This is a genomic window from Nostoc sp., assembly GCF_036917655.1.
Lineage (GTDB): Bacteria > Cyanobacteriota > Cyanobacteriia > Cyanobacteriales > Nostocaceae > Nostoc.
Genome location: NZ_JBALCY010000086.1, coordinates 58673 through 77695 on the forward strand (window position 1 = coordinate 58673; position 19023 = coordinate 77695).

18 protein-coding genes and 2 pseudogenes are annotated in these 19023 nt (G+C 42.6%); 8 read left to right on the forward strand and 12 right to left on the reverse strand.

What is annotated here, in order from left to right; translation table 11 throughout:
• Positions 1–174: 174 nt before the first annotated feature.
• The 6 genes and pseudogenes from V7K30_RS33155 to V7K30_RS33180 form a co-directional block, all read left to right on the forward strand.
• Positions 175–498, forward strand: a pseudogene (locus V7K30_RS33155) (zinc ribbon domain-containing protein); the annotation flags it as partial.
• Between the two features lie 321 nt (positions 499–819).
• Positions 820–2169 (forward strand): PAS domain-containing sensor histidine kinase, encoded by a 1350-nt coding sequence (locus V7K30_RS33160; protein ID WP_335006699.1) that lies wholly within the window; start codon positions 820–822, stop codon positions 2167–2169.
• A gap of 503 nt (positions 2170–2672) precedes the next feature.
• Positions 2673–3110, forward strand: coding sequence for an RrF2 family transcriptional regulator (locus tag V7K30_RS33165; protein WP_335006701.1), 438 nt, complete (start codon positions 2673–2675; stop codon positions 3108–3110).
• A gap of 71 nt (positions 3111–3181) precedes the next feature.
• Positions 3182–3574, forward strand: a complete 393-nt coding sequence (locus V7K30_RS33170) for a pentapeptide repeat-containing protein (RefSeq protein WP_335006703.1) — start codon at positions 3182–3184, stop codon at positions 3572–3574.
• Between the two features lie 97 nt (positions 3575–3671).
• Entirely contained in the window at positions 3672–4157 is a 486-nt protein-coding gene (locus V7K30_RS33175) for a DUF2243 domain-containing protein (protein ID WP_335006705.1), read from the forward strand.
• A gap of 117 nt (positions 4158–4274) precedes the next feature.
• Positions 4275–4883, forward strand: coding sequence for a DUF4129 domain-containing protein (locus V7K30_RS33180; RefSeq protein ID WP_335006707.1), 609 nt, complete (start codon positions 4275–4277; stop codon positions 4881–4883).
• 131 nt (positions 4884–5014) lie between these two features.
• On the opposite strand, the gene V7K30_RS33185 is transcribed toward V7K30_RS33180, so the two are convergent.
• Together V7K30_RS33185 and V7K30_RS33190 are read right to left on the reverse strand one after the other, a co-directional pair.
• On the reverse strand, positions 5015–6301 hold the full coding sequence (locus tag V7K30_RS33185; protein WP_335006709.1) for an aspartate aminotransferase family protein: 1287 nt from the start codon (positions 6299–6301) through the stop codon (positions 5015–5017).
• A gap of 518 nt (positions 6302–6819) precedes the next feature.
• Positions 6820–8607, reverse strand: coding sequence for an ABC transporter substrate-binding protein (locus V7K30_RS33190; protein ID WP_335006710.1), 1788 nt, complete (start codon positions 8605–8607; stop codon positions 6820–6822).
• 707 nt (positions 8608–9314) lie between these two features.
• Here V7K30_RS33190 and V7K30_RS33195 point away from each other — a divergent pair.
• Complete coding sequence (locus tag V7K30_RS33195) at positions 9315–10331, forward strand: potassium channel family protein (protein ID WP_335006711.1); 1017 nt, start codon at positions 9315–9317, stop codon at positions 10329–10331.
• A gap of 90 nt (positions 10332–10421) precedes the next feature.
• Positions 10422–10697, forward strand: coding sequence for a hypothetical protein (locus tag V7K30_RS33200; RefSeq protein ID WP_335006713.1), 276 nt, complete (start codon positions 10422–10424; stop codon positions 10695–10697).
• Positions 10698–10729: 32 nt separating this feature from the next.
• Here V7K30_RS33200 and V7K30_RS33205 read toward each other — a convergent pair whose 3' ends face one another.
• The 10 genes and pseudogenes from V7K30_RS33205 to rsmH all read right to left on the reverse strand — a co-directional run bounded on the left by V7K30_RS33205 (position 10730) and on the right by rsmH (position 18989).
• The gene (locus tag V7K30_RS33205; protein WP_335006715.1) at positions 10730–13225 is read right to left on the reverse strand and encodes an S-layer family protein; all 2496 of its coding nucleotides are present in this window, start codon (positions 13223–13225) and stop codon (positions 10730–10732) included.
• Positions 13226–13492: 267 nt separating this feature from the next.
• Positions 13493–14059: a GNAT family N-acetyltransferase gene (locus V7K30_RS33210; RefSeq protein ID WP_335006717.1), complete on the reverse strand. Its 567-nt coding sequence runs from the start codon at positions 14057–14059 to the stop codon at positions 13493–13495.
• A gap of 153 nt (positions 14060–14212) precedes the next feature.
• Complete coding sequence (locus V7K30_RS33215; RefSeq protein ID WP_335006719.1) at positions 14213–14770, reverse strand: methylmalonic aciduria and homocystinuria type D protein; 558 nt, start codon at positions 14768–14770, stop codon at positions 14213–14215.
• 32 nt (positions 14771–14802) lie between these two features.
• Entirely contained in the window at positions 14803–15015 is a 213-nt protein-coding gene (locus tag V7K30_RS33220) for a hypothetical protein (protein WP_335006721.1), read from the reverse strand.
• Between the two features lie 249 nt (positions 15016–15264).
• On the reverse strand, positions 15265–15471 hold the full coding sequence (locus V7K30_RS33225; protein ID WP_229498956.1) for a glycogen debranching protein: 207 nt from the start codon (positions 15469–15471) through the stop codon (positions 15265–15267).
• Between the two features lie 203 nt (positions 15472–15674).
• Positions 15675–15809, reverse strand: a pseudogene (locus V7K30_RS33230) (MotA/TolQ/ExbB proton channel family protein); the annotation flags it as partial.
• On the reverse strand, positions 15802–17121 hold the full coding sequence (locus tag V7K30_RS33235) for a hypothetical protein (RefSeq protein ID WP_335006725.1): 1320 nt from the start codon (positions 17119–17121) through the stop codon (positions 15802–15804). The gene V7K30_RS33235 and the pseudogene V7K30_RS33230, both read right to left, overlap by 8 nt.
• A 20-nt stretch (positions 17122–17141) precedes the next feature.
• Entirely contained in the window at positions 17142–17684 is a 543-nt protein-coding gene (locus tag V7K30_RS33240; protein WP_335006727.1) for a hypothetical protein, read from the reverse strand.
• A gap of 134 nt (positions 17685–17818) precedes the next feature.
• The gene (locus V7K30_RS33245) at positions 17819–18061 is read right to left on the reverse strand and encodes a hypothetical protein (RefSeq protein WP_335006729.1); all 243 of its coding nucleotides are present in this window, start codon (positions 18059–18061) and stop codon (positions 17819–17821) included.
• A gap of 43 nt (positions 18062–18104) precedes the next feature.
• On the reverse strand, positions 18105–18989 hold the full coding sequence (gene rsmH / locus V7K30_RS33250) for a 16S rRNA (cytosine(1402)-N(4))-methyltransferase RsmH (protein WP_335006731.1): 885 nt from the start codon (positions 18987–18989) through the stop codon (positions 18105–18107).
• Positions 18990–19023: the final 34 nt, after the last annotated feature.

The window sequence follows — 19023 nt, forward strand, 5'->3', positions numbered from 1 at the left end:
CGTTAAACTCCAAAAGCTAAAAGGTCATTTATAAAGTAAAAATAAAATTACAAGCTATCCGGTAAGCGTAGAGCTACGTCACAAAGCGTGCTGAGATACAAGCGACTCGTGCGGTTTTAACCGCATTGAATCTTTCATGAATGTGAGCTTTTTACGTTAACGATGCTAGTATAAGCATCTTGGTATCAGTTCCGTGTCTGGATTGAATACTTCGGAAAAGTATTTAAGCGCGTAACAGTTGCGGTTAATCCGCAATATAGTAGCCAAGAATGCTCTAGCTGTGGTGAAATTATCAAGAAAACTCTATCAACTCGAACGCACGTTTGTAGGTGTGGTTGTGTAATGGATAGGGATGAAAACGCAGCTAGAAACATCCTTTGGAGAGGATTGAGTACCGTAGGGCATACGGGAACTTTTGCGCTAGACGCAAGCAACGCTTTAGGAGATAAGTCCTCTACTCAGTTTGGTGAAAACCTGATTGAGCAAGTCATGTCTTAGATTAAAGAATCTCAGTCGCTTCTCCCAAGGGGAGACGCAAGCGCGAACAGCCCTGAGAGTGTCAATGTAGGAGAGCCAGTGCGTTGCTCTGCTCAAGAGAGTTGTAGCAACTGGCGTTGTGTTAAGCTCATATTTCGATATGGTTTGTCACAAGAAAGATCACATGAGTGCCTAACGCACCGCTATGTAACATGGTGCGTTAGGCTAAAACCGTGACACACCCTACTTAAGATTTACTGTTAAATTCCAAAAGCTAAGATCGTCCAAGTAGGGAATCTAAAATAAAACCCAAGTTTAGATATCCAAATTAGGAGTAAGAGCGTGAATTTGGACGATTTAGCCTTACAGTTAGATAAGATGCGTAAGCGCGTCGCCTTTTTGCAACGCCAGAGTGAACAGCAAAAAGCACGGGAAGATATTGAACTCGTCGCCCCAGTATTGAAAGAAGTCCACCTAGCTTTGGAAGAACTGCAAATAGCTAATGAAGACCTACAGCAGCAGAATGAAGAATTGTTCAAGGCTCAACAGGATTTGCTGGCACAACGTCAACGCTACCAAGAACTTTTTGAAGAAGTACCAGACGCCTATTTGGTAACTGATACAAATGGGGTAATTCAGGAAGCTAATTCTGCTGCCAGTACCTTACTAAACATTTCCAAGAGGTTCCTTTTGGGCGAACTCTTGGAGATTTATGTGCTTGAGAAAGAGATGATTGCTTTTCATTTGAAATTGACTCATCTGCGTGATCATGCCGAAATCGCAGACTGGAAGATGCAAGAGTGGGAAGTAAACCTGCAACCACTTAACAGAACGCCCATTATTACTGCGGTTAAGGTGGTTGCTATCCGTAATCAATACAGTCAGTTGGTCGGTCTACGCTGGCTATTACGGGATATTAGCGAAAGCAAGCGAACCCAAGCCAAGCTGCAATGGGCAGAAGAGGCGATGCGACAAGCGCTTGCCAAAGAAAAGCAGTTTAGTGAACTTAAATCCCGCTTGCTCACTATCACCTCCCATGAGTTTCGCACCCCTTTGGCTACCATCCACTCTTCTGCGGAACTACTAGAATATTATCGCCACCTATGGACGAAGGAGCGACAACAGACCCACCTGCGTCGCATTCAAACATCAGTTATGCACATGACGCAGTTGTTGAATGATGTATTGGTGCTGAGTCAGGATGAAGCAGGCAAGTTAGAGTTGAATCCAACACCCCTGAATTTGGTGGAATTTTGCCGTGATCTATTAGAAGAATTAGAACAGAGCGATCGCTCACAACATGCGATCGTTTTTAGCGGCGAGTGGCAATGCACCCCGGCTAACTTAGACGCTAAAATACTGCGGCAAATCTTGAGTAATTTATTATCGAATTGTCTAAAATACTCTCCCATTGGTAGCACAGTTAAGTTTTCTGTCACCACTGCCAACGAGCAAGCTATATTCCAGACTCAAGACTCTGGTATTGGCATTCCCCCTTCTGACATTGAACACATCTTTGAACCCTTCCATCGCGCCAGTAATGCAGGCAATATTCCAGGAATGGGATTAGGAATGTCCATCGTCAAGCAGGCTGTAGATTTACATGGCGGCGAGATTATTGTCGAAAGTGCGATCGGCGCGGGAACTACCTTTACAGTCATTCTGCCATTTTCGAGAAATTTACATGTATAGCGGCTTACACTAAGAATTTTGCTGCGCTCCAATTCGATATTCAAAAGTAAAATTCAAAAAATAATTTATAGTGTTATTAATTAGCTTCATCTGATTGCTGATCTCTCAGTGAAACCGATTCTTTGGTATCAGATTGCACTCATGGTGCTTTTCTTTCTGATTGGTTAGCTATTAAATATTGTTGCTTGACAATAGATGCGTAGACGCCCAGCACCTGGTCGTCAGACAGGCTAATAAGCTGCAATAATCACTGACAAAATTGGGTTGAAAACGATACTGACTAAGCTTTTAAGTCAGTTTTACTTTGGAATACTGTCCATTAATCAATCACTTTTATTTATTGAATTTAGAAAAAAAAGTAATTGCTTCTATGCTGGAAGGTCTTTAAAGTGGAGTTAGCCGGTCAACAATAAGTTGATTGTCAAGTTTTTCTTAGCAGTAGCTTAGGGAAACGAACCCAAAGACTTTGTATCTTTAAAATATGAGTTTAAAATATTACACCTGTGGTAATCTCTAACAAATCAGAATACGCACTTCTAGCCCTGTTAGAGTTGGCAACCTGCTACCCTAACGGTGAAGCCCTGCAAATTCGAGAGATAGCGGCATTGCAAGACATCCCGAACCGCTATTTGGAACAACTCCTGGCAACATTAAGACGTGGAGGTTTAATTAAGAGTATACGCGGAGCCAAAGGTGGCTATGTTTTGGCACGAGATCCTAGTAAGATTACGGTGTTTGATGCTTTTAGCTGCATGGAAGGATCAGATATTGTTGTCTCTCCTTGTGAGCCGACTCCCAACACGGTAGAAGGTGAGCTAATTCAGGAAGTCTGGCAGGAAGCACGTCAGGCTGCTAACTCCATTTTGGAAAAATATACACTCCAAGACCTTTGTGAACGCAGAGCAATCCGACAACAGAAGGAACTCATGTATTACATTTAGCAAGGATGAAGTGGGAGAATTTTCATCCTTAACTATCAAAGTAATAACGAGATAACCTGTGAGGCTGTTATATGCCTGAAGTCAATTCTCAACAGCCCATAAATACTGCTGCTACTCTTGTGGAGAGTTACGCAGCCGGAAAACGGGACTTTAGTAAAGCAGAACTGGGTAATGCCGATTTGCAAAGTATTAACTTGAAAGGATCTGACCTCAGTTATGCTGATTTGAGTGAAGCTAACCTGAGTGGCGCTAATCTGAGAGGAACTGACCTGAGCTTTGCCTTTCTCAGTCAAGCTAATTTGAGGGATGCCGATCTTAGGGGAGCATTATTGATGTCAGCGAATCTGTGCCAAGCTGATCTCAAAGGAGCGAACCTGGAAAAAGCAGACTACGATCGCAGCACCCATTTTCCCGAAGATTTTGACCCAGTAAAAGCGGGTATGCAGATTAAATTTGAAGATTGATTAATTTAAATTCAATGATCCTACTTGCCTCCAGATAGAAGATATTTCTCTTAAAAGAGTTGTATTTTGGTAAGAAAGCCTATCTATGAGGTTGACAATGGAGGCAAAAAGTGAAACCTTCGATCGACGCGCACCGCTAATTACTGCTGGAATTTGTCTTGGTGTGGGTCTTGGAGGATTTATTGATGGAATTTTACTGCATCAGCTCCTCCAGTGGCATCATATGCTCAGTAGCATTCGACCTCTGACAAACACGGCGAATATAGATTTGAACATGGTATGGGATGGGTTATTTCATACCTTGGATTGGGTATTCACCGTAGTAGGACTTGTGTTGCTATGGCGTGCAGGAGGGCGTGATGATGTTCCTTGGTCATCACAAACCTTTATTGGGTCAATAGTGATTGGAACTGGGTTGTTTGACTTGGTTGAAGGTTTAATTGACCACCAAATTCTCGGTATCCATCATGTAAAACCAGGCCCAAATCAGTTAGTTTGGGATCTAGGATTTCTTGCATTCGGTGCGCTACTTATTGTTATTGGCTCGATAATGATAAAAAAAGAGTCAGTAGTCAATAGTTAATAGTCATAGGGCAATTCAATTTTAGATTTTGGATTTTGGATTTTAGATTAAATTTGAATCTAAAATCCAAAATCTAAAATTCTTACTCCCCTGCTTCCACACTCCCCACTCCCCCCTATGCCTACAGATACTTTTGAAAAAACTAGCTGGAGTTGGCAGTTGTCTCAATTCCAACAACAAGCGGGAGAATGGTGGGAATACCAGTTTTACCGCTTTGAACAGGCTTTGCCAGAATTGCCCACTGGATGGTCGATTAGCCCAAGGCTTGGTGAATTGCTGAAATTCCTGTTTTGGCTGGTATTAGGCTTATTTATAGTTTGGGTGGGTTGGCGATTATGGCGAGAATTCAGTCCTTATATATATTCTTGGCTAAATAGAACTGGCAATCTCACTGATTTTCGCGTAAAAACTCGCTCTAGTGAGTCATCCATAGCCCTTTTGTTAGAGCGATCGCAAGAATTTTACCGTCAAGGTAACTACCGTGAGGCTTGCCGTTGTGTTTATTTAGCGATGTTGCAGCAGTTGGATCAAAAAGCGATCGCACCCCACAAACTCAGCCGTACAGATGGAGAATATCTGCAATTGCTGCGATCGTCTGTGACTACCATACAGCCTTATGAAACCTTAATTACCACTCACGAGCAATTATGTTTTGGTAATGCCGAGATTTTGCCAGATAATTATGAACAGTGTCGGCAAGCTTATCGGGAAATTTCTCCAGAATGAAAAAGGCGAATAGAATTCGCGGCTACACAAACAAGAGCTACAGCTACCTGAACTAAGAGAAAATTAAGGTTTTTTAACCCGTGCAGGCGGGTTTTGCCTGTGTAGACACGGTTTCTAACCGCCCTTTTAACTTAAGTTGACTTTGTGAGAGTCGCGATCGCTTTTTCCACAGCTTGCAAGGCAGTGTTTACTTCCGCCTCTGTGACAATTAGCGGTGGCACAAACCGGACTACTTTTGGCCCGGCGGGTACCAGCAATACGCCCTCGTTGATGGCAGCATTGACAATATCGGCTGCGGTTAGTTGAATATCTGCTCGCAACTCCAAACCGTTGATTAAACCCCAACCCCGAACTTCGCCAATATGCTGAGGATATTTCGCTGCGATCGCCCTCAATCCAGTTCGCAATTGTTCACCCCTGTCTTGCACATTCTGCAAAATATTTTCCCGTTCCAATGTTTGGCAAACGCTGAGTGCTACACCACACACAAACGGATTTCCGCCAAAGGTGCTGGCGTGTTCCCCTGGTTGAAAAACATCGCAGAATTTCTTGCTCATCATTGCACCGATGGGAATACCGCCACCTAAGCCTTTGGCACTGGTGAAAATATCCGGTTCAACGCCGAGATGTTCGTAACCCCATAATTTGCCACTGCGCCCCATGCCAACTTGCACTTCATCAAAAATCAATAAAACGCCAGTTTCGTCGCAAATCTGCCGGAGCTTTTTGAAATAGGCAACATCTCCGGGACGCACACCGCCTTCTCCCTGCAATGGCTCGATCAGAATCGCCGCTACTCGATAATCACCTTCATCCAACTCGCTAATCGCCACTTCCACAGCGTTAATATCGTTGTAATTTACGTAGCTGAAACCAGGCACTAAAGGATCAAAATATTTTTGATACTTCGGTTGTGCCGTGGCGGTAACGGTCGCTAAAGTCCGTCCGTGGAAACTGGCATGGGCGGTTAAAATAATCGGTTTTTCAATGTCTAATACTGTGTGGGCATATTTCCGCGCCAGTTTAATAGCGGCTTCGTTAGCTTCAGCTCCAGAGTTGCAGAAAAATACGCGATCGGCACAGGAATGAGCAACGATCCATTTTGCCAATTCACCTTGCTCAGGAATGTAGTACAAATTAGAGACATGGTGCAGCTTCTGGATTTGGCGTGTCACCGCTTCTACCATAGCTGGGTGGGCGTGTCCCAAAGTACAAGTGGCAATTCCCGCCACAAAGTCCAGATATTCGCGCCCCTGTGTATCCCAAACCCGGCATCCAGCACCCCGTTCTAGGGCTAAGGGAAACCGCGCGTAGGTGGACATGACAGCTTCATTAAAGCTATCTGCATTAAAGGGACTAGATGCTGACCCTGAATCTGGGGGGATGGTGGCTTGGTCAACGAGAGTTTGTAGGCTCACTATCGCTCCTCCTGAAAGTTTTTCATTATATAGTTATTTACTAGTTTCCTAGAAATCCCTAAAAAATACTTCTTCTTAGGCTAACGCTTATATAACCTCAAACGCTTGGCGGTGGTGAAAAAAACTTTGTATTCAACACTTGAGAAAGAGTATAAGTCAATACGCTTGGGTTAAAGCCAAAAACCAAAACCAGCGTAGGTTGGGTAACACGAATGTTCAACCCAACCTACAACTATCCTTAACCCAAGCGTATTGGAGTATAAGTGACAGGCAATTTGCGTAGGTGCAGCCCAACCTAGTCATCGTAAGTCTTGGGTAGAGTCCAGGAGTTTTCTCACTGTCATCTGTCCTAGCGCCGTCAAAACCGCAGGCTAGCATTTGACAGCGCTAGGACAGATGACGAAATTTCCCATGCTGTCTGCGGGAAAACTGCAAGGGAGCTAAAAGAGTTGGAAGTTATTGACGGTGATCTATACGAATTCTGAATTAGTTATGATGCCTTAAATCTCTGGTTGGAATTATTTTTCTGTGATTTTCAGTTCATCAATATTCCAAAAAGCTGACCCTAAGGCAGAAAACTTGATGGGATTGACACGTTCACGCACCGCCTGAAACGAGATTGGATTCACAAGGCAGAATATCGGCAACTGTTCAGCAACGATTTGCTGAAATCTGTCATAAATCGCCTTGCGCTTGCTCTGGTCTAGTTCTTTGAATCCGGCGCCAAAAAGACTGTCAATTTCTCTCTCCCATTCAGAAACTACCCATCCTTGGAGTGGAGGTTTTCCTGGTAAAGCACCTTGGTTGAACTGATGAAATGAGCCTTGACTAGTCCAAAATAAAGATAGAAGATTAGGTTCAACATCTGCACCGGGAACACCAAACGCACCGACATAACAATCCCAATCTCGACGAGAGAGAAGCTTTTGCAATACTATGTTAAAACTGACTACCTGCATATCTGCTTTGATACCAATTTGACTGAAGTCTTGTTGGATTTGAACTGCGGCATCGATTCTTGATTGATCTTCCGATTTCACTAAAAGATTGAATTGCACCCGATTTCCATCTTGGTCTAACAGTTCTTTTTGGGAGTTGTACCTAAAACCAGCCTTTAACAACATCTGCCTAGCTCTCTGGGGATTATAATCATAAACTTTTAACCCTGCTGCTGGGGACAAGTAATAGGGACTTTGAATAGCAATTGACGAATGTTGTATTTCACCTAAACCGCGATAGATATTAGTTTTAATTCGGTTGCGGTCAATTGCATAGGCGACTGCTTGCCTAAAAACTAAGTTATTAAACCATCGAGATTTAATTGGGTCTATAAAAGGCTTACCTTTGGAATTAATAGCTCGGTTGAGATTGAAACCCATAAAGCTAAAACCCGCAGTAGGTCCGCCATTGTAAATAATGAATTTTCCTCGCTTTTCCTCTTTCTTGAGTAACCCAAATACTGCTGGTGTTACATTCAAAGTATCCAGTTCCCCTGAGCGAAATCTTTGTAACTGATTTTCTGTAGAAGAAATAATTTGCCAGACAATCCGTTGAATATAAGGCTGAGGATATTTTTGAACATCTTTGCGCCAGTAATAGGGGTTGCGTCGTAAAATTACCCGTTCAGCAGGAGTATAGCTTTCTATTTGGTAAGGCCCATTGGAGATAATTTTTTGCGGATCAGTATTGGTTCCCCACATTGAGAGAAACTGAGGATTACCATTGGCATCATTAGATAGTACAGAAGAACGCAAGGCATGTTCTGGCAAAATTGCTAGTTTTTCAGCGTATCTCAAAAAAGGGGCAAAAGGTTCCACAAAAGTAAACTCAACTCGCTGCTCATCTAGTTTCTGCACTGACGGGAAAGTTTCTGTGTTGCCAATACGCAAAAAATCTCTATATAAAGTGGGAATTTTTTTATTCAGATAAATGTCCCGATAGGTAAAGACTACATCATCTGCCGTGAGAGGTTCACCATCTGACCATTTCAACCCTGTTTTTAAGGTAAAAATAATTCGCTTTTTATCAGCAGATATTGACCAAGATTCTGCCAGTGCCGGCTCCAACTTGGTAGTTATAACATTCTCATCAATCAATCCCTTGTAAATTAAAGAAAAAACACTGTATGGAGAATCATTAATTGCATAGTTAAAAGTAGTCGGGTCATTTAGCGAAACTAGAACTAATTGAGCTACCTGAGATGCTTTGCTTTTCATCTGTGTCGGGTGACAGCTTGTAAGCAAGAAACAACAAGATAGCAGCAAACCAACTACCAAATTTAGAGGTCGAATAACAGCAGCAATCATCTCTAGTTATCTACCTGGCAACTACTATCTACACAGTACAGTATGGTGATTCAGTAGTACTAGAACAATGTCAGTAGACCGAAAAGTTGTGCGTTCGCGTTCGCGAAGCGTCTCCGTCAGGAGAAGCGTCTCCGTCAGGAGAAGCGTCTCCGTCAGGAGAAGCGTCTCTACGAGATGCTCACCGTTGGCGTAGCCTCTCGTAGAGAATGTATCGCCTACGGTGAGCGCTCCACGCCATCGCTTTGGTGTCGTGACCTTTGATATCTGATTTTTACCCAAAAAACCGTATTGCTTAATACAGTTTTTTGATAATTCCCTTGGGCTTATATCATCAGTAAAGCTAATAAATTTAGGACTTACGCAAAACTACATATGGTAGGGGCAATTCATGAATTGCCCCTACCTGAAAATTAGGGTTTCGGCTATTGTTTGCGTAAGTACTGAAATTAATGGAACAAGCAATACCAACACTCTCTCCAAAAAAAGCTTCTGGCCATTAGAGCTTCATGTAAAGTTAAAGATGAATATTTTTAAGTCTTAGGAGTATTGAGTTTGGACTATTAGTTTAGATAACTTGTAGTTTAAATGTACTAAAAAGGACGAATGCTATAAAGTTAGTAGAAAACTAGAAAAATTAGGTTCAAAGTACTATTGTTACCTCATTTTCAACACTTGAGCAAAAATATCAGCGTATCCAAAAGGAGTTAATGGCTGGGGCGATCGCTCTCGGCGGTGTTTTCTTCATTGGCACTTTGTGGTATTGGCTAGTGGAGGGCTGGTCATGGGAAGATGCGGCTTACATGACAGTCATCACTTTAGCGACTGTGGGATATGGAGAGATCCACCCACTGGGTAGCCGAGGACGGTTGTTTACAATTGCCCTGATTTTGTTGGGTGTAGTCAATATCGGTTACATTGTCAACAGATTTACAGAAGCGATCATTCAAGGCTACTTTCAAGAAGGAATTCGGCTACAGCAGCAGAGGCGGTTAATGGAATCCCTATCAGAACATTACATCATCTGTGGATTTAGTCGGACTGGTCGTCAAATTGCCAAGGAATTTCAGGCAGAAGGTGTACTTTTTGTGGTGATTGATTCGGAGATGGAATCTGTGCAAAGGGCGCAGATGGAAGGTTACACGGCATACCAAGGTGACGCTACCCTAGATGACACACTTTTAAAAGTTGGTATTGAAAGAGCGACTTGTATCGTTGCAGCACTTCCTTCAGATGCCGAAAATTTATATATTGTTTTATCAGCAAAAACACTGAATACGGGAATTCGAGCGATCGCACGGGCAAGTACAGAAGAAGCTTTGCAGAAGTTACAACGCGGTGGCGCAGATGAGGTGATATCCCCCTATATTACTGGTGGTAAGCGCATGGCTGCTGCGGCTCTCAGACCCCAAGTATTGGACTTTGTAGACGGGATTTTGACAGGTGCAGACCGTCAATTATATATGGAAGAATTTTTACTCGACCCGGCTTTTTGTCCTTTTGTGGGTCAAAGTTTGCAAAAGGCGAGATTGCGATCGCAATCTGGGGCATTAGTTCTGGCAATTCGCCGCGTTGATGGGACTTTAATCGGTGGCCCCACCGGCGATACGGTCTTAATGCCGGGCGATCGGCTGATTGGGATGGGTACAGCTGAACAGTTGCGTAGCCTAAATCAAATTCTTGGCCCAATTAATTCCAAGGAACTGCGGCGACCGAAAAATAGCTGATTTTGTTTTTCCTTAATTACTTTTTTATACCAAATCTTAAGTAATTTATGTATAGTCTAATTGCGTACTTTGAAAGTATAATATCATGCAATGAAACTTACTTTAGCGATCGCCACAATATTTACTTTTACTTTGGGATTTTACACCACACAGACTATTGCTGCTCGGATGGCAACTCCCAAAAGCTTTACAGATTGGTGTGAGCAGAAATCAACTTTACCTCCACAGACAAAACATACTGTTGAGGTTCTTCTAGAAAAAGCCCAGACTCAAAACTGCAACCAGGCTAACCAAAAGCTGACTCATTTGACTTCTCTCTCCCTCAACTCAAATTTAAAATCTGTAGCGCTTATCCCCCATAGCTGAGAGCTTTTCTTGGTGCCATTGCCCTATATCTATCAGAGTGAACTTTGAGGAACAGCTGCACAGGTTAATGCTTGTTGCACCAGAGTCGGAGATTGATCTGCAAATAACTCAATTTTGCCCTGTGCATTACGTCGCCAACCAGTGGCTTTGACGAGAACTTCTGGAGATTCGGGGATTTGTGCTGTCACTGCCCCAGTATGGCGATATACAGTCAGATTGCGGATATCAGACCAAGCGCGATCGCTCCTCACATCCTGCGTCGGATTTTGCGGTATCCCACCCCGTCCCGTTGCTACAAAACTACTACCTTGATTTGCAGAACAACCACTAGCTATTTGCTGTGATGGATCGGTGACATTTGCGGGTAATTCCACTAAGCCAGAATTGGGATCTACACCAATGGTATTAACTTGCACTATACCGTTAACCCCAAATTGGGAACTTGCGGTAATATCGTTCTCTGGAGTGAGTTGTGTCCGATATTCTAAACCGAAAATACCCTGAGTCGTAATGTTAATATTACCACCATGACCTTGGAGTGCGTTAGCAACAATGTCGCTGTTTTCTAAGCCCAGAATAATGGGTGAATTGATCAGAATGTTGCCACCGTTACCCGTACCACCTGCGGTTGCGGTTATGTTGCTACCATGACGCATAAATAAGGTATTAGCTTGGAGATTAATACTGCCACCCTCACCTGATTTAGTAGTCGCAGTGATGCTGCCAGTGCGAGCGAGGAAAATTCTATCTGCATTGATGTAGAGGTTTCCAGCATTACCAGTCCCTTGATGCTCAACCCCCACCGTACCGCGATCGGTAATCTGTAAGCGTGAGGTGTTGATGGTCAGGTCACCTACTGTGCCTGTGGGAAAAGGCAGTAATCCAAACTGCTGTCGTAAGGCGGCTGGGAGGATCTCAGCATTGGTCACGACTCGGCTGGGGACACCGGATTGAGCACCCACACCACTGACTTCAATGGAGTCAGAAACGTTGATCGCTAAATTGCCTGAATTACCAGTGGCAATGGTGGAATTACCCACAATTGCACCATCCCGCACGTTCATTCGGCGGGTGCTGACCGTGACTTGACCCGCATTGCCTGAGCTGCCTGCACTCGCCGTAATCCCACTGGAACTCAGATTGAATGGGTTTTCTCCGCTCAGTTCGATGGACTTAGAGGCATTAATGTTGCTATTGCCACCCGCCCCGATGCCAGTGCTGGTAAGCACTATCCTACCACCCGCCTGCGCCGTCAATGTCCCAGTTGAGACTTGAATATCTCCTGCCCGTCCAGAACCAAGGGTGTTTGTAATCAGCGAGCTGGCAGTAGAACCGGGACTAGTTGGCGAAAACCCAATCAGGTCAAATGAATCTGCTGCGGTGACAGCGATGCTTCCTCCAGTTCCTGCACCAAAGTTCCGCGAGGCGAGAGTTCCCCCATCCAAGAGTTCCACTCGTGGTGCAGACACCACCAAATCACCCCCTACACCAGTCCCAGTATTATCGGAACGCAAAAAGTTTTGGGCAAAACCAAAAGTCCCCCCGCCCCGCATCTCAAATAACTCACTGGCATTGACGACAATATCCCCAATTTCCTGATTTCCCTGACTGACCAATAAAGCCCCAGAACCGCCTGTAAAGCTAACATTCCGACCTTGGAGGTGAATGGCACCGGCAGGGGTGCCACTGGCATTAGCAAGGGCTTGGTTGGACAATTGGATATCGCCAAACTGCTGGATATTGGCATAGTCAAACTTCCCAGTGGAGGAATTTAGATTCACCGTTCCGGCACTGGCGCTACCCAGTTCGATCTGTCCAGAAGGTGCCTGTAAGACTCCACCATCTAAGGTGATACTTCCTCCCACCAAGGCCAGGGTCTTGCCAGGGGTGACACTTAAGCCCGTGGGAGTCGTACCCAGCTTTGTAGGAGTGAATTCGGCAATCAAACGATGTCCTGTGTTTTGGACGGTAATTGAACTGGGATTATTGCCCATTTGCAACCCAATGGGGACACTAATCGTCAACAATGGTCGACTACTGGGATTTACTGCACTAAACTCAGTCCCATCGGCAAACTTAATACTATTCGCCGTCGTCCCCACAAATGAGCCGCCAATATTCAACGCGGCATTTTTCCCAAACACAATCCCTGCCGGATTAAGCAAAAATAAACTCACCTGATTATTGCTATTGAGAGTGCGAATTAATCCGTTAATATCAGAAATATTTCCACCAGTTACCCGACTAAATATAGTAGTAATATTTGGTGTGTTGATTAAATCAAAATTCGCTGAACCACCCACAGGCACTGAGAAATTACTGAAGCTATGAAATAAATTATTACCTTTTTCAATCCCATTCAGAATCGTGAAATTATTCCCGCTTTGGTTGACAGTAGTGTTGGTAGTGCCATCAGATATGACTTGCGCCATTGCGGGTAATACCATCCCCGCAGTCAATAACCCCGTGGTGAATGCTCCGAGAAATGCGTTAAACCTTTGGCTTGTCGCAAAGCGAATCGTCCTCATACCTTCAATGCTCCCTTGCTCTGACTGAAGTTAGGTTTCCCGAAATGGGATCATTCCTAACACAATCAACAGTGGTTTTTAGCGATCGCTTGTTTTTGACAACACCTCACCAAATCGCGTTGCTCTCGTTATGAACCAGCCAGCCCAAAAGTTGCGTTCGCAATGATTTGCCGCAGTAGCGAAACATCCCCAATCATACAGAGGTTTCTGGAGATTGTAAAACGCATAGTTTGATTTATTCCTGGCGACTTACTTATCCCGTTTCACTTATTTACCAATCAGTATCCACTGCAAAAATCTGCAAATGGCTGTTAAATCCTCTGATTGCGAATGTTCTCCCTCAGTAGCTGAAGATAGCCATTTTTGCATACGGATACAGGGTATATAAATTCCAGTACTTGAAATTATGTAAGCTTCGCCAAACTCTTGATAACCAGATGTTTCATAAAAAGGTTTAGCAGTGATTGATGCACAAACAGCTAATGTATTGATGTTTTCGGACAAAGCTTTGCGTTCTATTGCTTTTAGTAACTCTCTGCCAATTCCTTGTCGTACATATTGAGGATGGACATAAATTGCACTCACCCAATATCTGGAGTACGCAGAGAAACCAACAATTGTTTCTCCAATTTCAGCAACAAAAACTATATCTTTTGTATCTTTCCCTTGTAAGTCATTTAACTGTTTATCGTTCAATAAGCCTTGAATCTGTTCAGGATTATAATCTTGGGAACAAAGTATCTGTATAGCATCTCTTCGGATATCAAAAATCTGATTTCTATCTTGCGGTTGGACTAGTCGAATTTTCACGTAATTAGGCTGGGTTCTATTCATTAGTAGGTTTTAACACATCTTTTGATACATTACACCTAGCTCAACCACTGCAAAATATCGGCTTTACTTTCTACTAAGCTTTTATATACCAATAATTCCAGCCACATGGACTGAATCGCCGCATACAGCCTATGCCCAATGCCCAATACCCAATTAATAATCAATTTCTTTCCACCCATGCATAGCTGCTATACCTTTTGTAGCCCATTCGATCACAATTGGGGGAGCTTCTGATATCAAAATGCTAGGATAAACTGCTGCACCCCAATCGGGATGAATTAACACACGGCATTGATTTTTAATCACTGGATAGTTGAGCAAAGCTTTGACAACTGCTGTGTCATCGTGGGGAATTGCTCCGGGATGGGACAATAAAGGATAGCCTGTACGAGGGTCGATTAGGTCTGTTAAATAGCCGCGATCGCGCAGATTAAATGCCAAATCGCAGCCAAATCTCATAAACTTTTCTCGCAAGCGTTCTTTCTCTGTCTCTACTTCTGCTGTCTTTTCGACTAGTTGGTAACGCGATTGCTGTAAGACAATCACTACTCTTAAAAATGGCTGTCGTTTCCAATCTGGTAATATCCGTTCGCAGTTGGCACAGATATATTGACTGGGAGCATGAATTGAAATTTGAACCGCTTGTCCCGTTTCGTCAACTAAATTAATGGGACAGGCTTGCTCCGAAGTGTAAACTCTGGGATAGTTCACTAAATTGATTCGGTTTATGCAAGTTTTTTAATTTAATCTACGGTATAGATGATAACTCTTAAAAGTTCAGAAAAATCATCAATTTTCTCTAATATATTACTTTTTTTGGAAGCAGTTGTTAATAATTTGATAATTTTAATCCTAATTTTATCCTTTATTAACCTGTTCTCATAGAATTTGGTGCGTAGTTTACCGCCGTAGGCATCGCTGTAGGCATTGGCATAAGTGCAGCGTGTGGTAGACAAGCGATGTCTAGGTTGGGCTACGCCTACGCACCTGAAATATGTTCGATCAAAATCCCAAAAAATGACCTCCATCTCAGACAATTTGCAGTCAAAACCAAAATGGTCTAACTGTCAGCAAAACTTGATTAAACAGGCATCTGGTGAGGCAAAGCGCGTCGGAGTTTCGCCAAAGGCAAGCAGAAAAAACAAAGGTAATCGTGTCTGCTAGGAGATGGTTAAGCTATGCAGCATACTTTCCATAGCACCCAATTAATTGAGTTTTAAAGAATTCACCGGGACTTCATCCCAAGAATCGACTGTCCGCAATTGCGCTACCCAACCTGCTGCCTTTTGCGTCTCAGTCAAATTATTCTCAAAGGAATCATGACAATCTTTGGCTTGAGATTCATTACAAGTAGCAATACAGGCATGAATCATTCCAGACGGATCAATTTGCTCATTTACCCAAATAGTCATAGAGTATTCCCTCAAGAACTTTAACGAAAAAAGCTATTCGTCATTTTAGAATACTATTAGAGTCGAAAATTATAGAGCAAAATCGGTAACAAATAAATAGTGAACTAATCCCAATTACCGATTACTAATTTACAATTACCCAATTCTACCTCGTCTGGGAGCGTATAGGATTTATCTCCTCTTTCGTAGCGACGGCGGTAGAGTTATTCTAACTGTCCACCATATTCTTGAATCCAGGCAATTTGGCGCTGGTAGAGTTTTCGGAAGGTGTTGGCAAATAATAGTGTAAAGATTGCCACTACCAACCCTGATGCTATGGATAATAAAGCTTCATCCATTACCAATTAGGCTTCGCATAATTAACACGCCCGTAGCAACTGTTGCAGCACTTAAGTAATATATCCAGGAAATATCCTGATTAGGACTAGATTTTATCCCTGATAAATAATATTGCCAATATTGAGAAACGGCAGGCCAGATTGCTAATAAAATAGCTGTAAAAATCCAAACTAGTGTAACATTCTTTAAATAGTTAATAATTGCTTCATGCAAAGCCTCAAAGTTACCTCTCATAAAGCTTGCAATAATTCCATATACAATCATCATAAATAGGCGGACTATGTAAGCTCCTGGAAATAGCAATAACAGCAAAAATAGACTCCACCAGTTATGCGATTGGGTAACTAACCACAAACGAAGCCTTTTCGGAGGATGAGTTAGGCGAGATAAAAGCCATTTAGTCCAACTGATTTTTTCAGACAATAGATGAATTAATTTTAGAGCTTCAGCGGGTGAAGCATTCCGAGCAACGGCTTGATCTGCATTAAACTCGGCACACCAAATTCCAATTAAAGGTATGATGAATACATTGATAGTTAAGAGTAGCTGCATTAACATTTGTCCAAGAAGCACAACAAAGAAAGGGATGCCCCTAATAAAAATTTGAGAGATTTTATGAGTAACACCTGGTAGTATTCCAATCCCCGCTTGTGTGATTTCTTGAAAGAAAGTGACCGTTTGGCTTAGGTAAACTATTACTATCGGTATAAAAACTATTAAAAGATACAAATAGAACCAATTAGAAACTATTTTCCTGAATTCACTTCCTGCACCAATTATAAATGCGTCACCACTAAGATAATGGCCTAGTTCATGCAGCAAGGTAGCTTTAGCCGTAGGTTGATCTTTCTGCCAAAGTTTGACCATTTCAACAAATATGGCAATTGCAACTTTGCCGTAGTCCAGTGTGTATACGTTAGCTAAATTTTTATTGCTCTTTAAGCTAAATCTTACGTGAATTCTAGGAGCATATTTATGCAAAAACTTAATAATTTCTGGTTGAATGGCGCGAACTTTTAGGTTCTGTTGTTTTTCATACTTTTTTGCCGTTTGGTTAGGAAACAGCAATGATACAGTTCCTATTAATAAAGTGATGGGGAATATAAACTCGAAGAAATCTGTTATTCCTAATAAAGCATAAAATGGACTGCCAGTTATATCTGAGGAAGGATTTTGATACGTGAATATGTCCATAAATCTTCGTATCCAGTTGCTGAAATTGGTCGGTAATGAAATCAGGTATATGATTAACCAAAACCACAACCAAGGTGGAACAACTGAAGCAAAAATCTGTTTTTTCAAGGAAGTCATAACATACTATTTATAGTTACTTAGACTATTAAAGTTTTTTTTATGAACAAAGACGCGCTAGAAGGTTCTTCAAGAAGTGCGCGTACTACACGAAATGTGACTAAATCTGCTTCATCAACTGATAGCCCAGATTCTTGAAGCTCAAATGACATAATATCCATAACCTGTTTGAGAGGTTTATAAGGATCATCTGGTAATACTTGAAGATTTTGTCTCAAAGAAGGATTACCTGGTAATTCTCTAGGATTTTGCTTCGGGGTAAGTTTCTCTTTAATTTCCAGGCTATCGTTGATGGCTGTAATAAACCTACTCACATTCTCAGATGAAAGCACTTGGAATAACAACTGTGCGCCTGCGGTGATTCCGCGCAAAATCCAAGGAAAAATAGCGAAGCCTTCAACAAGACCTGCTGCACCTTCGGTGTTGCTTTGATTTTGCTGAAATAACTGTTCACGTTCTTCACCACCTTCGATGAAAGCTTCCGTGAAAAAAGGGGCAAGGTCAACTTCTTCTGGGACACTCACTTCTGCAATTTTAATAGACCATTCACTTAGTAGATCCATTTGGCTTGCTCTTATGTTGTATTCAAAATAACTACATATCGTGAAACAACATATCCAGAAGACAAGATGGCTTTGAATTCTAGAATGTTTGTTCACTTATGATAAAATTTACCATATTGAGAGAGTGATCGCTGTTAATGCTTTACGAATAAAATCCTTCCAAGATTACATGCGCCGTTCCTGTTCTGACTTGTCGAACCATCGCAAATCTGGCGGTTCCAGTAGGTTACTACTGCCACTGGAATATCGTAATATGCTCCTTGCTCGCCCAAAAGTTCAATCACCGTTTTGAAGGTGCTATTACCACTGGCACAGATATCCATACCAACAACGGGAATATTGTTAGCTAATGCCTCTAGAGCAAAAGGCCATCCCAAAACCCTCTTTCCTAAGATGGAGCAGTTTAACGCTGCATTGCAGTTACAGCAGCTTTTGGGCTATCCTCAGTTTGGCCGATCGCGATCGCATATTCCTCTGAATTTCCTCTTCTTGTGCAATAATCGGCTTTTTTGTCAAGACCTTTAATAAAGGTGAATTTCTTAAACCATGCTTCACCGGGCGGTCTTCCAAACTGTGAAAACTGATAATCACAATTCTGCCACCAGGGACAAGAGCATTTGGTGCTTTATCCAAAAAGGTTTCTAAAGATTTTAACTCGTCGTTGACGACAATTCGCAGAGCTTGAAAAACACGGGTAGCGGGGTGAATTCTCCCATAACGGTATTTAGGGGGAACTGAAGAAGCGATCGCTTCAGCCAATTCAACAGTCGTGTGCAATGGCCGCCGTTCAACAATGCGACGAGCAATGCGCCGCGATAATCTCTCCTCACCGTACTTAAAGAAAATATCTGCTAAATCCGCTTCATCCCAATTATTAATCACATCAGCAGCAGTTAGCGATCGCCCTCGATCCATTCGCATATCCAAATTTGCAGCTTGACGAAAGCTGAAACCCCTTTCGGCTTGATCTAAATGGTAAGAACTCACTCCCAAATCGGCGAGAATACCATCGAAAGTATTAGGGGGAAATTCGTAGTCAGCAAAATTGCTGTAAATGAATTGTACGCGATCGCCAAACTCTGCTAATTCTTTCCTCGCTGCTGCTAAAGCATCCTCATCTTGGTCAATCGCGGTTACTCGCACATCTGGCGCAGCTGCTAAAATCAAACGGCTGTGACCTCCACCGCCTACCGTCGTATCAAGATAATGACCTCCTGGAGATACCGCTAGACCTGCAATAACTTCCTGCGGTAAAACTGGTAGATGGGAAAATATCGGTTCTTCAATAGCTAGCTGACGATTCATGAGACTTAGGCAAAAAACCAGAGATAAACTTTAA